Source organism: Citrobacter sp. TBCS-14 (assembly GCF_005280805.1).
In the GTDB taxonomy this organism is placed as follows: domain Bacteria; phylum Pseudomonadota; class Gammaproteobacteria; order Enterobacterales; family Enterobacteriaceae; genus Citrobacter; species Citrobacter gillenii.
On the sequence record NZ_SZWM01000141.1, the window covers coordinates 121,347 to 137,003 of the forward strand.

Genomic DNA, 15,657 nt, shown 5'->3' on the forward strand with positions numbered 1-15,657 from the left:
CGGATGGCGGCGTTGCCTTATCCGGCCTACAAAATCGCTGTAGGCCTGATAAGCGCAGCGCCATCAGGCATAAATTCAACACGTCAAAAATCTACGGGCTTTATCAGCACCAGCGGTGATTAACCGCCATAAACATCAAAATCAAAGTACTTTTTCGCCAGCTTCTCGTAAGTTCCGTCAGCGCGCATTTCTGCAAACGCTTTATTCAGTGCTTCGCGCAGTTCGTTATCCTCTTTGCGCAGCCCCATACCGGTACCCACTCCGAACAATTTCTCGTCTTTCACAGACGGGCCGCCGAATTTGTAATCTTTGCCTACCGGCTGCTTCAGGAAACCTTCGCTGGCCGCAACTTCATCCTGGAACGCGGCGTCAATACGCCCGGCCGTCAGGTCAGAGTAGATATTGTCCTGCCCCTGATAGGAGACAATTTCAATACCTTTCGGCGCCCAGTGTTCATTGCCAAACGTTTCCTGAGTCGTGCCCTGCAGTACACCGACACGCTTGCCTTTCAGCGATTCAATGGTCGGCTGGATAGCCGAATCTTTCGCAACCACCAGACGAGAGTCTGCTGCATAAAGCTTGTCGGTAAAGGCGATTTCCTGCTGACGTTTTTCAGTGATCGAAAGTGACGACATGATGGCATCAATTTTCTTCGCTTTTAACGAAGGGATCAGCGCATCCAGCGGGTTTTCAACGAAGGTACATTGTGTATTAATACGCTTGCACAGTTCTTTTGCCAGATCGATGTCAAAACCGACTAATTCACCCTGCGAATTTTTCGATTCAAACGGGGCATAAGTGGGGTCGGTACCGATCCGCACTTTTTGCGGAATAGCGGCAAATGCTGCGGTAGCACTGGAGAACGCCAGAACCAGAGAAAGAGACAACACCAGTTTTTTCATAACTATCCTCAACAGACTGTCTTATATAGGGGATCTTTACAGGACCAGGTGCAGTTATCGTGCCATTAATCAGGCCAACATGGCAAAGCATTCTGCCCTGTTGGCGGTATTTTTTTGCATGAAAAGCGCTTAAGTATGCATTCATGCTCATTATGTCAGCGATAAAAGCACCAAAATAGTGCACTGTAACTATCATGCACCGTAATCGCTCCCCGTTACGGTGCAATCGCTTCCCGTATTGGCGTATTAGTCGCCGTAGACATTAAAGGCAAAGTACTTTTTCGCCATTTTGTCGTAAGTCCCATCCTGACGCAGTTCGCCGAGCGCTTTATTAAAGGCCGCTTTCAGCTCTGCGTCATCTTTGCGTAAGCCAATCCCGGTTCCGTCACCAAAGTACTTTTTGTCTTTTACCGAAGGACCCGCAAAATCGTAGTCCTTGCCCGCAGGCTGTTTCAGGAATCCTTCGCTAGCCGCAACTTCATCCTGCAACGCGGCATCCAGACGTCCTGCCGTCAGGTCAGAATAGATAAGATCCTGGTTCGCATAGGCCACCACATCCACGCCTTTGCTGCGCCAGGTATCGTTAGCATAGGCTTCCTGGGTTGAGCCTTGCAGTACGCCAACATGTTTTCCCTTCAGCGAATCAAGGGTCGGTTGGATCGGGGAACCCTTCGCAGCAATCAGACGTGAGTCTGCGGCGTAAAGTTTGTCTGAGAACGCGATTTCTTGCTGGCGCTTTTCGGTAATAGACAGAGAGGAGATAATGGCATCGATTTTCTTCGCTTTCAGAGAGGGGATCAGCGCATCAAAGTCACTGGCAACCCAGGTACATTTGATCTGCATACGCTTACACATCTCATTGCCGAGATCGATATCAAACCCGACAAAATCCCCTTTGGCATCTTTAGAGGAAAAAGGGGCGTAGGTGGTATCTGTACCAATACGAACTGTCTGCGGAAGCGCTGCGTAGCTGGCCGCGGTGGCGGAAAGTCCTACCAGCAATGACAAAGCAAGTACCGTCTTCTTCATACATAACCCTCAAGTGGCGAAATTTTATTATGTTTTACGTTGTGTTGTGTGTTTGCAGACTTTTTCATGCAGGTCTTATGCCATTTTCGCGTCGATGAGGATATTCGACGTTAAATATGTTAATAAAACGTTGCAATATTGTCCTGATTTTGAAGATAGCAGGTATGACGGTTGAACCGCAGCGTTTCGTTACGTTTTAACGAATTAAATGTTGAGGATATGATCGCGGTTACAAAATTGCCCTGAAACAGGGCAAGGAATGCAGATATGCACGCTGGCTGAGCGGCTTATGCCCCCTGCCAGCGGGTAAACAGATCGTGCGGGAGAGCAATGTCGAACTGGTCAAGTACACGGTTAACCGTTTGATTAATCACATCATCAAGCGTCTGGGGACGATGATAAAACGCCGGAACCGGCGGCATAATTACCGCGCCTATTTCCGCCGCCTGGGTCATCAATCGCAGATGCCCCAGATGTAGCGGTGTCTCACGTACGCATAGCACCAGTGGACGACGCTCTTTCAGCACCACGTCAGCGGCGCGGGTCAACAGCCCATCGGTATAACTGTGGACGATACCGGAGAGCGTTTTAATGGAACAAGGCAGAATGACCATCCCCGCCGTCTGGAATGAGCCAGATGAAATACTGGCGGCGATATCACGCGCGTCGTGATTCACATTGGCTAATGCCTGCACCTCACGTACGGACAGGTCTGTTTCCAGCGCCAGGGTCTGACGTGCCGCCGCACTCATTACCAGATGGGTTTCCACATCAACAACGTCACGCAAAACCTGTAACAGCCGCACGCCATAAATTGCACCGCTGGCGCCAGAAATACCAATGATGAGTCGTTTCACTGTGAGAGCCCTTTGTTCTTCATGGCGTGACTGTGCCGGATTACCGCGTAGGGTGCAACTGTGAATGTGCGGTCGCACTCAGCGAGCTTTCGCGGATCACAAGCCGCACCGGCAGCAGTAAATTTCGCTCATGTTGCTCGCTGAGCAGTAAACGAAACGCATCTCGCCCAAGCTCGCGCTTATCTACCGCCACGGTGGTTAACGCCGGATGCGCCCAGGCAGCGGCATCGATGTCATCAAAGCCAACAATCGCGATATCTTGCGGCACGTTGATCCCCTTACGCGCGCAGACGCGCATCGCCACCAGCGCGGCAATATCGTTATAGGCAAAGATAGCATCCGGCGGCTGCGGCAGAGCTAACAGTTTGTCCATGCCCTCGACCAGCGCCTGTTCAATATCTTTGACCGGCGGTGCTTCAACACGATATTCCGCGGGTAAAGACAGCCCGGCGTCAAATAACGCCTGCTGATATCCTTCTACGCGCTGGCGGATACTGTAATGGCGTTGCGAATGGCCGAGAAACGCAATGCGTTTGCGCCCTTGTTCAAGCAGATGCCGTGTCGCAATGAAGCCCCCATGAAAGTTATCCGGATTGACGCAGGGAAAATCCGCTGCCCACAGATCCACCAGCGTGACCGGCAGTGCCAGTTTACGCAGCTCGACCAGAGTTTCCGTTTCCAGATACCCTGCGGCAATCAGCGCGTCAGGCTGATGCAAATTAATGAGTTCAGCCAGCGAATCTTCCGGGCCAATCGGCAAGAAACTCATCGCAATATCGTTTTCCCGGCAGGCGTCAGCCACCCCAAGCATCACGCTGGAATAGAACGGCAATGCACTGGCTATATTGTGCTCGCGGTGCAGCAGAAACAGCAGCCGCTTAATGCGGCCACTGCGCAAACGACCGAAATCGTAACCTTCAGACTCGGCAATCGCCAGTATCCGCTGTCGGGTCTCTTCGCTCAGTCCTGGCTGCCCTTTCAGGGCCCGGGACACGGCGGCAATCGACACACCGCACGCCATTGCAATATCTTTGATTCGGGTCTTGTTTGCCATTCCGTTCGTTTTTACCTGTCACGCGTGGTTAAGCCGATGTCGGGTTCCTTAAGCGCTAAGAATACCACTAACGCGCCAATGATTAACTCTCCCTCATTTCCCTACAGAATAACTAACAGAACCACTAATGGCGCCTCCCACCGCCACTATCGTGACGTCGATCACTATAAAATAATTATTTCTAGTAAAAACCAGGATCATTTTCACAGAGAAAGAAAACCGTCATATACCGAAATACCCGTACAGCCCTATGCTCAGAACCGTTACATCTTTAGTAAAAACTGTCAGAGATAAGCCGTAATGACTTTTTAAATCATCCCCCCTTGTTCGAGGATTGGTTATGACAATTGCTGATAACCTGGAAACTGACGCACAAACCGTTGATGCGGGAGAAACGCTCTCAACCCGCGAAAAGATAGGCTATGGATTAGGCGATGCTGGTGGACACTGCATCTCAGATTTAATAAGCGGCTTTTTACTTTTTTTCTACACCGACGTGTTCGGGCTTAGCCCGGCCATCGTCGGGGCAATGTTTTTTGTTCTACGCATATTCGACGCCGTCTCTGACCCTGTGATGGGCGTGGTTGCCGACCGAACCCGCAGTCGCTGGGGGCGCTTTCGTCCGTGGCAATTATGGACAGCCGTTCCCTTGGGCATTATCGGTATCCTGACCTTTACCGTCCCGGATATCAGCCCCAACATGAAAATCGCCTGGGCATTCGGTACCTACTTCCTGCTTTCCCTGGGCTATACCGCCAACAATGTGCCCTACTGTGCGCTGATAAACGCCGTCACGAACCGCCACGATCAGGTGATGTCGTGTCAGTCCTGGCGTTTTGTATTAAGCGGTATTGCCGGCTTTCTGGTTGCGGTCGGTCTGCCGTGGATGGTGGAATTCTTTGGTCAGGGCAATCTGGCCAAAGGTTATCAATATGGCGTCACCGTACTGTGCTGCGTGGGCATGGTGATGTTTTTACTGTGCTTCTTGTGGGTGAAAGAACGCGTACCGCTGTCGCTGGTCGGCAAATTTACCCTGCGTGAGCATCTGGCCGGGCTGCGTAAAAACGATCAGTTACTGATGATGCTGGTGATGTCCTTCCTGCTGGTGAATATCCTGTGTATTCGCGGCGGCGGCTACATGTACTTTATCTCGTATGTTCTGCAGGGCAGCGCCGGGTTTATGTCGCTGTTTTTCGGTGTACTGACAGTGGCGGGCATTTTAGGCGCGATCATCGTTAATCCCCTCTCGCGGCGTTTCGATATGGTGCGCTTGTATATCTGCACCAACCTGATTCTGGTGGTATTTGGCATTGCGATGTGGTTCCTGCCAACCGGAGCTGATTACCGTATGCTGTGGCTGGGCTGCATTGCGCTAAACGGCGTGATCCTCGGCTTCACCCTCCCCCTGCACTTCTCAATCATGGCCTTCGCCGACGACTACGGCGAATGGAAAAACGGCGTGCGCTCATCCGGGATGAACTTCGCTTTTAATCTGTTTTTCATCAAGCTCTCGTGGGCATCTTCCGGCGGCATTATCAGTATTCTGCTGATCATGGTGGCCTACCAGCCAGGTCTTGAAAATCAGACCGCAGCCTCTCTTCAGGGCATCACCCTATTGCAAAGCATTGTGCCGGCCATTTTCCACCTCGCACTGGCGCTGTGCCTGCTCAAATGCCGCCTCAATGGCCCGATGATGCAGCGTATTTCAACCGATCTTCACCAACGACATTCACACATTTCCTGAGGTATACATGATGCAGTCTGCTGTGATTGAAGCCGATCTCAACCGAATCACCATCACCGATCCATTTCTGGGTGAATACCAACGCTTGATTCGCGACGTAGTGATCCCGTACCAATGGGAAGCACTGAACGACACGATTCCCGAGGCAGAACCCAGCCACGCGCTGGCTAACTACCGCATCGCCGCCGGTCTGGAACACGGCGAGTTTTACGGCATGGTCTTCCAAGACAGCGATGTCACCAAATGGCTGGAAGCCGTAGCCTGGTCGCTGTGCCAGAAGCCAGATGCAGTGCTTGAAAAAACTGCCGACGAGGTGATTGAGCTGCTGGCTCAGGCGCAGTGTGACGACGGCTATCTCAACACCTGGTATACCGTAAAGGAGCCTGGGTTGCGCTGGACCAACGTCGCCGAATGCCACGAGCTCTACTGCGCCGGACACCTGTTTGAAGCGGCAGTCGCCTTCTTCAACGCCACCGGAAAACGTCGACTGCTGAACATCGCTTGTCGCTTTGCCGATCACATCGACACGGTGTTTGGTCCCAAAGAAGGCCAACTGCGCGGCTATCCTGGGCACCCGGAAATCGAGCTGGCGTTGATGCGTCTGTATGAAGTCACTCAGGAACCGCGCTACCAGGCGCTGGCCTGCTATTTCGTCGAGGAACGTGGCAAACAACCCTACTATTACGATATTGAGTTCGAAAAACGCGGCGGTACCCGACACTGGGTTGGTTGGGGCGACGCCTGGCCGGGAATGATCAAAGACAAAACATACACCCATGCGCACAAACCGCTCGCTGAACAGCATGAAGCGGTCGGTCATGCAGTGCGGTCGGTGTATCTGATGACCGGACTGGCGCACATTGCCCGTATCACCCAGGATGAAGAGAAGCGCCAAACCTGCCTGCGCATCTGGAACAATATGGTGCAGCGGCGGATGTACATCACCGGCGGTATCGGCTCGCAGGGCATCGGCGAGGCCTTTACCAGCGACTACGATTTACCGAACGACACCGCTTACGGCGAAAGCTGCGCCTCCATCGGCCTGATGATGTTCGCCCGCCGCATGCTGGAAATGGAAGGTGATGCGCACTACGCCGACGTCATGGAGCGTGCGTTTTACAATACGGTGTTGGGTGGAATGGCGCTGGACGGGAAGCACTTCTTCTACGTCAATCCGCTGGAGACGTACCCGAAAAGTATTCCACATAACCATATTTACGATCACATTAAGCCGGTGCGTCAGCGCTGGTTCGGCTGCGCCTGCTGCCCACCGAATATCGCCCGCACGCTGGTCGCCATTGGTCACTATATTTTCACCCCTCGACCGGACGCGCTGTTTATCAACTTCTACGCCGGGAGCGAAGCGCAGTTCAGCGTAAAAGACCAGACCCTGGCGCTGAACATTAGCGGTAACTATCCATGGGATGAGCGGGTCACTATTCACTTTAGCCAGCCAAAGACCGTTGAACATACCGTCGCGCTACGTCTACCGGCGTGGTGCGAAACACCGCACGTGCAGGTCAACGGAGAAACAGCACAAGGCAGAGTGATTAAGGGCTATCTGCATCTGCGTCGTCAGTGGCAGCAAGGTGACATCATTACCCTGAACCTGCCGATGACGGTCCGTCGCGTTTACGCCAACCCACTGGTGCGCCACGCTGCGGGCAAGGTCGCTATTCAGCGCGGGCCGCTGGTGTACTGTCTGGAACAGGCGGATAACGGCGCTGAGTTGCATAACCTGTCGCTGCCAAAAGCAAGCGAGCTGCGTGAAATTCAGGGCGTCGGAGTGCTGAAGGGCAAAGTGTTGCTGCAAGCTGAAGGGCTGCGCGTGTTGACCGCTGAGAGTGACAAGCCGCTGTACAGCTTTGATAACCGTCAGACAACGGTCGAAAAGCAGACCTTAACGTTTATTCCGTGGTTTAGCTGGGCCAATCGTGGCGAAGGTGAAATGCGGATTTGGGTCGACGAGGCGTAACATAAAAATGCCGGATGGCGGCTACGCCTTATCCGGCCTACAACGATGGTGGACTATAGGCCGGATAAGACGCAAAGCGTCGCCATCCGGCATGCCCTGACTTACCCTTCGTTGTGCATCTCGAGGTTTTCCGCTTCATTCTGACGCAATACCGCTTTAGCGTCATCATTGCGCAGGGAATCGAGGAAATCGAGGTACTGTTGGTCAACGTCTTTGGTGACGTACACGCCGTTGAACACGGAACATTCAAACTGCTGAATATCCGGATTCTCTGCGCGGACGGCTTCGATCAAATCGTTCAGATCCTGGAAGATAAGACCGTCAGCGCCGATGATTTGGCGGATCTCGTCAACTTCGCGGCCATGAGCGATCAGCTCCGTCGCCGTGGGCATATCAATACCATAGACGTTCGGGAAGCGTATTTCCGGTGCCGCAGAGGCCAGGTACACTTTCTTCGCCCCGGCTTCACGCGCCATCTCAATAATTTGTTCAGAGGTGGTCCCGCGCACGATGGAATCGTCTACCAACAGCACGTTCTTATCGCGGAATTCAGCACGGTTGGCATTCAGCTTACGACGCACGGATTTACGACGCAGTTGCTGACCCGGCATGATAAAGGTACGGCCGACGTAACGGTTTTTCACAAAGCCCTGACGGTACGGTTTACCGAGAATCCGGGCAATTTCCAGCGCGATATCGCACGAGGTTTCCGGAATAGGGATCACCACATCGATGTCCAGATCTTCCCACTCACGAGCAATTTTTTCGCCAAGCTTGGTGCCCATATTCACGCGGGCGCTGTAGACGGAAATCTTGTCGATGAACGAATCAGGACGCGCAAAGTAAACGTACTCAAACAGGCACGGGTTGCTGACCGGATTATCCGCACACTGACGGGTAAACAAGTTGCCTTTTTCAGTGATATAGACCGCTTCACCCGGCGCAACGTCGCGCAGAAATTCAAAGCCAAGGGTATCCAGCGCCACGCTTTCAGAAGCCACCATATACTCGGTGCGGCCATCACCAATATCGCGTTTACCCAGCACCAACGGACGGATACCGTTAGGGTCGCGGAAGGCAACCATACCGTGGCCGATAATCATTGCTACACAGGCATAGGCACCACGGATCTGGCGGTTCGTCGCGGCGATCGCGGCAAAAATATTGTCCGCTTCCAGCGGGTAGTGGCGGAAGTTATCCAGCTCACTGGCGAAAATATTCAGCAGGATTTCTGAATCGGAAGTGGTGTTGATGTGGCGGCGCTTTTCTTCAAACAGCTTTTTACGCAGCTCATGGGCGTTGGTCAAGTTACCGTTGTGGGCAAGCGTGATACCGTACGGTGAGTTGACATAAAAAGGTTGAGCTTCGGAGGCGCTGGAGCTGCCAGCAGTTGGATAACGCACATGACCGATGCCCATATTGCCCTGCAAACGCTGCATATGGCGAGCTTCAAAAATGTCGCTCACCATGCCGTTCGCTTTTCGCAAGCGGAAGCAGTTGTTGGCATCAATGGTGATGATGCCAGCGGCATCCTGGCCACGATGCTGGAGCACCGTTAACGCGTCATAAATCGACTGGTTTACCGGCATAACACCGGCGATACCGACAATACCGCACATACGTCTTTTCCTCGTTCAGCAACGACCCAAAATTTATACTTTGGGCAAGAAACTTGACGAGCTTTGCAGATAGTCAAAGAACCATCTGATGATGAAACTGAACTGCGGGATCAGCTGCGACTTACTCCAGTCTTCACTTTTCGACACACCGGTAAACGTATCGAGAAAGAACAGTATGGCGGCGACGATCAACGCTCCGCGCAAAGCACCGAAGCAGATCCCCAACACCCTGTCGGTACCCGACAGACCTGTTTTCTCCACCAGTTGGCCTATCACAAAGTTAACGATAGCGCCGACGATAAGTGTCGCGATAAACAGTATCGCGATAGCAATCCCATTTCGAACCAGTTCGTCTTCAAAGCCCGTAAACCAGACAGACAGGTAAGTGTAGTAATGGCTGGCGACAAAGAAAGCACAACCCCAAGTCACCAACGATAATGCTTCACGAACAAAGCCACGGATCAGGCTAACCAGACAGGAAAAACCAATCACCGCGATAATGGCGTAATCAATCCAGACCATATATGTCCCACGATTTTACGCCCTGTCGTCCTGTTCGGGGCGCATTCTAACAGAAAAAGAAAACGTTTGCGTAGGGATTTCCTTTCCACGCGTAAATAAAAATGGCGCTGAAAAAATCTTCAACGCCATCTAACTTTTTGCCTCTTTGGGCACTGCCGGATGGCGGTGTAAACACCTTATCCGGCCAACCTAAGCGTAGCGCCGTAGAGCGCAGCGCCATCAGGCAACGTCCCATTAATTAGGGGTATACCCCATCACGACCCCACTCAAGCCGGAGATCTTCTGCAGTTCGCCAAGCGAATTTTTCAGCTTATCTCTGGAGGCGTCAGGCCCAACGAGAATACGGGTTATTTTACCCTGTACCGGCGTGGACGGGGAAGTAAATACCCGGAAACCCGCACCGCGAAGTTTACCCACGATCTCATTGACCTTGTCCGCATTTTTCAGCGCACCCAGTTGCACAACATACGCTTTGCCGGTCGGTGCCGGCGCTTCTGCGACAACCGGTTTCGGTGCAGGTGCAGGGGCGGCCGGTGTTGGCACTGGCGTCGCAACAACAGGTTGTGGCTTCGGTTTAGGTTTAGGTTGCTCGACCGGCGCAGGAATAGGATCAAACTCCGCGCCGTTAGCCACCGGCAGGCGCGACGGATCCAACGACGGCGCGGCAGCATCGCCCGCACGCACCTCTTCTGCTGCACCTTCCGGCGGCTGCGTCGGCAGCGCCTGCGTGGCAGCAGGCATCATATCCGGCTCATCGCGGTCACCAGGTTTTGGCACCAACGGAATGGCCGCGAACTCATCCTGATAATGTTTTTTCTGCCCGTCAAGCAGCCCAGGAAGCACAATCACCCCGAGCGCAACCAGCACAATTGTGCCGACTAATCGATTCTGAAACTTACTCGCCACCGCTTCTCCCCACGTCTATCACTTCCATGACATGTGCGACAGTGTGAAACGATCCACACACCAACACGGTATCTTCTGGTTTTGCATCTGCCAACGCCGCACGCCATGCCTGCGCCACGCTATCATAGGCTTCACCTGTTCCCAGATGTTCCAGCAGTTGTTCTGCCGTCGCGCCTCGCGGCCCTTCCAGGGGCGCACAATACCACGCGTTTACCACACTTTTCAGCCAGGCCAGCGTACCGGCAATGTCTTTATCATGTAGCATACCGATAACCGCAAGCACGCGCCCGTTTTTCACTAACTTTTTCAGACGCCCGGTCAGATATTCTGCTGCATGAGGGTTATGTGCGACATCAAAAATAACGCGCGGCGATTCGCTCACAATCTGGAAACGCCCCGGTAAAATGGCCTGCTCAATCCCCTCACGAATCGCTTGCTCGCTAACATCAAGTCCGCTTGCCCGTAGCGCAGCCAACGCCGTGGCGGCATTCGGTTGCGGCACCTGAGGTAACGGAAGATGCATCAGCGTACCGTGACTGTCGGTAAAGGACCAGTCGCTTTCCGTCACCGTATAGCGCCAGTCGACGCCACAGCGCTGCAAAATAGCCCCGGTCTCTTGTGCCACATCGGCAATGGTGTAAGGCATTTCCGGTTCACCGACAATGGCCGGTTTTTCAGCGCGGAAGATCCCGGCCTTCTCACGACCAATGCTTTCGCGATCCGGCCCCAGCCAGTCAGTATGGTCAAGCGCAATACTGGTGACTACGGCGACATCAGCATCAACGATATTGGTAGCATCAAGGCGCCCGCCCAGGCCGACTTCCAGAATCACCACATCAAGCTTAGCCTGCTTAAATAACCACAGCGCCGACAGCGTACCGTATTCAAAATAGCTCAGCGAAATATCACCGCGTGCGGCTTCAATCTCGGCAAACGAGGCAGTATGGGCAGATTCCGCGAGTTCACGCCCCTGCACGCGAACACGTTCCGTGTAGCGCACCAGATGAGGAGAACTGTATACCCCGACTTTATATCCCGCCGCGGTCAGTACGGATTCCAGCGTACGGCAGGTTGTACCCTTACCGTTGGTGCCTGCCACCGTGAAAACAAACGGCGCGGGTTTCAGCACACCCAGATTTCGTGCAACCTGGCTGACGCGCTCGAGGCCGAGATCGATGGTTTTACTGTGCAGGTTTTCCAGATAAGAAAGCCACGACGCCAGGGGCGACGCGGCTTGGGGAATACGTTTATTGTCCATGATGCCTGTCAATTCGTCACGTTAATAAAAGCAAAAGGGCAGCGCCAACCGGCCTGCCCTTTTCTACTCGTCGTCTTTCACGTTGCAGGCGCGTTGGCTGTGCTCGCTCCCCCGAATCACTTAGCGGTGTAAGCTCATCGGGAATCACTCACCGTCTTCCTGCGACGCGAAATCCATAGAGTCCGTTATCAGGCCTCTGATTCCTGATCGGGTACCGGAGGTACCACTACGCCTTCAGTCGGCTCATCCGGATTCGGCGCCGGAAGATTCATCAGCTTCGCCAGAACGCTCGCCAGTTTCAGGCGCATTTCCGGACGGCGGACGATCATATCGATAGCGCCTTTTTCAATCAGGAATTCACTGCGCTGGAATCCCGGCGGCAGTTTTTCACGTACGGTTTGCTCGATAACACGTGGACCGGCAAAGCCAATCAGTGCTTTCGGTTCAGCAATGTTGAGGTCGCCCAGCATCGCGAAACTTGCGGAAACACCGCCCATGGTTGGGTCAGTCAGTACAGAGATATACGGTAAACCGCGTTCCTGCATTTTTGCCAGCGCCGCAGAGGTTTTAGCCATCTGCATCAGCGACATCAGCGCTTCCTGCATGCGCGCCCCGCCGGAAGCGGAGAAGCAGATCAGCGGACAATTGTCTTCCAGCGCCTGCTCAACGGCACGAACAAAACGTGCGCCAACCACAGAACCCATGGAGCCGCCCATAAACGCGAACTCGAATGCGGCTGCAACGACCGGCATACCGTGAAGCGTGCCTTTCATTACTACCAGCGCATCTTTTTCACCGGTTTCTTTCTGTGCAGAAGCCAGTCTGTCTTTGTACTTCTTGGAGTCACGAAACTTCAGCAGGTCTTTCGGCTCAAGCTCGCTACCCAACTCCACAAGAGAACCTTCATCTAACAGGCTATGCAGGCGATTGCGCGCCGACATGCGCATATGATGGTCACACTTCGGACAGACCTCAAGATTACGTTCCAGCTCAGCACGGTATAATACCTGACCGCAGCTATCACACTTGGTCCACACCCCTTCAGGAATGCTTGCCTTGCGGGTGGGAGTAATATTGCTTTTAATTCGTTCAATCCAGCTCATTGGTGACCTTTCTGCCTGAACCTTAGTCAGCTTTGTTATAAGGGGCGCATAATGCCATTTTTGCCCCCAACAGACCATGAATGTTGCACATTAAAACATAACAGCCCGAAACTTTGGACAAAAAAGTGGTCGAACCGCTGAGTTACTTTCTATTTTTGCGCCCTTGATGCTGCGCGTTTGTGACGAATCACTTCGATAACACCAGGCAATACGGAGAGGACGATAATCGCCACAATCAATAATTTCAGGTTTTCCTGCACCACCGGCAGATCGCCAAACAGATAGCCTGCGTAGGTGAACAGTAATACCCACAGCAGCGCGCCCGCTACGTTAAACAGTGCAAAATGACGGTAGGACATGTGTCCCATACCGGCAACAAACGGTGCAAATGTGCGTACGATAGGGACAAAACGCGCCAGAATAATGGTTTTACCGCCATGACGCTCATAGAACGCGTGGGTTTTATCCAGATAGCTGCGACGGAAAATTTTCGAGTTCGGATTGCTGAACAGCCTTTCGCCGAACACCCGACCGATGGTGTAGTTCACCGCATCGCCCACTATTGCCGCCACGATCATTAACGCCACCATCAGATGGACATTTAAATCATTAGTGGGCAATGCAGAAAGCGCGCCTGCGACAAACAGCAGCGAATCTCCCGGCAGAAACGGCGTAACCACCAGTCCGGTTTCACAGAACAGGATCAGAAACAGAATGGCATATACCCAGACACCGTATTCTGCGACCAACTCCGCCAGGTGCACATCAATGTGCAGGATAAAATCAATAAGAAAGTAAATCAGTTCCATAGTATGCCTTTATACGACTCAAATTAGTCCGCCAGAAATAGCGGGCCCATCGGCGGTTTTGGCAGGTCAAACCGGTCGGGGTAATCTACCGCCACCAGATACAAACCTTCCGCTTTCGCCGTTGCCGCTGCCAGCGTTCTGTCCTTCGCCGCTAACAGTTCTGCTATCCAGCTCTCCGGCTGGTTGTGGGCACCTACTTCCATCAGGCTGCCAACAATATTCCTGACCATATGATGTACAAAGGCATTCGCTTTAATATCTACCACCACATAAGGACCATGACGCGTCACGTTAATGTGCATCACGTTACGCCACGGTGTGCGCGACTGGCACTGCACTGCCCGAAACGAGGTGAAATCATTCTCCCCAATCAGGCATTGGGCCGCGCGATGCATACGTTCAGCATCCAACGGCTCATAGTAATGCGTCACGCCTTTACCCAGAACTGCTGGGCGCAACCGATGATTGTAGATGATATAACGGTAGCGGCGCGCCGTGGCGCTAAACCGCGCATGAAAATCATCCGGTACAGCTTTCACCCAACGCACGGCAATGTCACCAGGTAAATTCGCATTTACCCCCAGCGTCCATGCCGCATCTTTACGTTGCGCGGTGGTCTCAAAGTGCACCACCTGGCCCGTACCATGAACGCCAGCATCGGTACGCCCGGCACAAAATACCGTGATGCGTTCATTGGCGACCTGCGAAAGTGCTTTTTCCAGCTTTTCCTGAACGCTGCGAACTTCGTTCTGGCGCTGCCAGCCATAATATTTGCTGCCATCATACTCAATACCCAGCGCAATTTTATGGACGGGCAGCTGTTGCAGGTCAGACATTAGTACATATACTCCTGCACCAGTTTTTCAGCGATTTTCACCGCCATCAACGCGCCGCCAAAGCGTACGTTGTCTGCTACAGACCAAAACTGTACCTGTTCTGGCATACCGTAATCATTGTGCACGCAGCCTACCGAAAGATGTGGGCTACCCGACGCATCGCTGACCTGGGTTGGGAAATCGGTCGCTTCTGACAGCACAATGTCCTCGCCGCGCTCAAACGCATCGCGCGCTTCTTCTGCTGCCAGCGGACGTAATGCTTCAAAGCTCACCATTTGCGCATGTCCGTAGAACACCGGCGACTGTACGATGCTGGCGGAGATCATCAGCCCCTCGTCCTGCATGATTTTGCGCACTTCATCAACGATACGACGCTCTTCACGCACACTGCCTTCGCGGTCTGGCAGCAACGGCAGCATGTTGAACGCCAGTTGACGGCCAAAGAAATCGTCGTCATCAATCGGAATACCGTTGAGCAGTTTCGCACTTTGCCCGGCCAGCGCATCTACCGCTTTTTTGCCATGAGCGGAAGCTGAGATAATATTGGTCACCGTAATACGCGAAAGGCCACCGTCGTCAATCAACGGTTTCAATGCAGACAACAGTTGGCTGGTCAGGCTGCCAGGGACCGCAATCACGTTGCGGTTGCGGTAATCTGCCAGTACGAACGGGTTCACGTCCGGTACCACCAGCGGAACGTCCGGCTCAAGCGCAAACAAACCGCTGCTGTCAATCACCAGGCAACCCGCATTGGTGGCTTCTTCTACCCATGCTGCGGTGGCTTCCACGCCCGCGACAAAAAAGGCCAGCTGCGCTTGAGTCCAGTCAAAGTCAGCGACGTCCTGGACAATGATTGATTTACCGTTAAAACGCAGGTGCTCACCCGCGCTTTCATTACGAGCCAGCGCATAGATCTCACCGACCGGGAACTGGCGTTCCGCCAGCGTGTCGAGCAGGGCTTCGCCTACGGCGCCCGTTGCGCCCAGAATGGCAATATTCCAGCCTTCAGACATGGTGATTTACTCCAGAAATACGTAAGCGTC

At 53.3% G+C, this 15,657-nt stretch carries 14 protein-coding genes; 2 read left to right on the forward strand and 12 right to left on the reverse strand.

Features of this window, described 5'->3' with window-relative positions:
• Positions 1-119 precede the first annotated feature (119 nt).
• The 4 genes from hisJ to FDX22_RS03025 form a co-directional block, all read right to left on the reverse strand.
• On the reverse strand, positions 120-902 hold the full coding sequence (gene hisJ, locus FDX22_RS03010) for a histidine ABC transporter substrate-binding protein HisJ (RefSeq protein WP_096756352.1): 783 nt from the start codon (positions 900-902) through the stop codon (positions 120-122).
• Between the two features lie 246 nt (positions 903-1,148).
• The gene (argT, locus tag FDX22_RS03015; RefSeq protein WP_096756351.1) at positions 1,149-1,931 is read right to left on the reverse strand and encodes a lysine/arginine/ornithine ABC transporter substrate-binding protein ArgT; all 783 of its coding nucleotides are present in this window, start codon (positions 1,929-1,931) and stop codon (positions 1,149-1,151) included.
• A 287-nt stretch (positions 1,932-2,218) separates the two neighbouring features.
• Positions 2,219-2,788, reverse strand: coding sequence for a UbiX family flavin prenyltransferase (locus tag FDX22_RS03020; RefSeq protein WP_146716690.1), 570 nt, complete (start codon positions 2,786-2,788; stop codon positions 2,219-2,221).
• Between the two features lie 40 nt (positions 2,789-2,828).
• The gene (locus tag FDX22_RS03025) at positions 2,829-3,842 is read right to left on the reverse strand and encodes a LacI family DNA-binding transcriptional regulator (protein WP_117343401.1); all 1,014 of its coding nucleotides are present in this window, start codon (positions 3,840-3,842) and stop codon (positions 2,829-2,831) included.
• Positions 3,843-4,182: 340 nt separating this feature from the next.
• On the opposite strand from FDX22_RS03025, the gene FDX22_RS03030 reads away from it, so the two are divergent.
• Positions 4,183-5,586: an MFS transporter gene (locus FDX22_RS03030; RefSeq protein ID WP_146716691.1), complete on the forward strand. Its 1,404-nt coding sequence runs from the start codon at positions 4,183-4,185 to the stop codon at positions 5,584-5,586.
• Between the two features lie 7 nt (positions 5,587-5,593).
• Positions 5,594-7,561, forward strand: a complete 1,968-nt coding sequence (locus FDX22_RS03035) for a glycoside hydrolase family 127 protein (RefSeq protein ID WP_117343400.1) — start codon at positions 5,594-5,596, stop codon at positions 7,559-7,561.
• A 101-nt stretch (positions 7,562-7,662) separates the two neighbouring features.
• Here the strand turns inward: FDX22_RS03035 and purF are convergent, their stop codons facing one another.
• From purF to FDX22_RS03075, 8 genes are all read right to left on the reverse strand, one after another.
• A complete protein-coding gene (purF, locus tag FDX22_RS03040; protein WP_096756346.1) occupies positions 7,663-9,180 on the reverse strand; it encodes an amidophosphoribosyltransferase in 1,518 nt (505 codons plus the stop codon).
• Positions 9,181-9,213: 33 nt separating this feature from the next.
• A complete protein-coding gene (gene cvpA, locus FDX22_RS03045) occupies positions 9,214-9,702 on the reverse strand; it encodes a colicin V production protein (RefSeq protein ID WP_096756345.1) in 489 nt (162 codons plus the stop codon).
• A 234-nt stretch (positions 9,703-9,936) separates the two neighbouring features.
• Positions 9,937-10,608 carry a cell division protein DedD gene (gene dedD, locus FDX22_RS03050; protein ID WP_115257896.1) on the reverse strand — a complete coding sequence of 224 codons (672 nt, stop codon included), beginning with the start codon at positions 10,606-10,608 and terminating at the stop codon, positions 9,937-9,939.
• Positions 10,598-11,866, reverse strand: coding sequence for a bifunctional tetrahydrofolate synthase/dihydrofolate synthase (folC, locus tag FDX22_RS03055; RefSeq protein WP_115257895.1), 1,269 nt, complete (start codon positions 11,864-11,866; stop codon positions 10,598-10,600). The genes dedD and folC overlap by 11 nt, the downstream gene beginning before the upstream one ends.
• Before the next feature lie 188 nt (positions 11,867-12,054).
• A complete protein-coding gene (gene accD / locus FDX22_RS03060; RefSeq protein WP_096756342.1) occupies positions 12,055-12,969 on the reverse strand; it encodes an acetyl-CoA carboxylase, carboxyltransferase subunit beta in 915 nt (304 codons plus the stop codon).
• 149 nt (positions 12,970-13,118) lie between these two features.
• The gene (locus FDX22_RS03065) at positions 13,119-13,778 is read right to left on the reverse strand and encodes a DedA family protein (RefSeq protein ID WP_096756341.1); all 660 of its coding nucleotides are present in this window, start codon (positions 13,776-13,778) and stop codon (positions 13,119-13,121) included.
• Positions 13,779-13,801: 23 nt separating this feature from the next.
• Positions 13,802-14,614 (reverse strand): tRNA pseudouridine(38-40) synthase TruA, encoded by an 813-nt coding sequence (truA, locus tag FDX22_RS03070; RefSeq protein ID WP_096756340.1) that lies wholly within the window; start codon positions 14,612-14,614, stop codon positions 13,802-13,804.
• On the reverse strand, positions 14,614-15,627 hold the full coding sequence (locus FDX22_RS03075) for an aspartate-semialdehyde dehydrogenase (protein WP_115257894.1): 1,014 nt from the start codon (positions 15,625-15,627) through the stop codon (positions 14,614-14,616). Before FDX22_RS03075 ends, truA begins: the two co-directional genes overlap by 1 nt.
• Between the last annotated feature and the right edge of the window lie 30 nt (positions 15,628-15,657).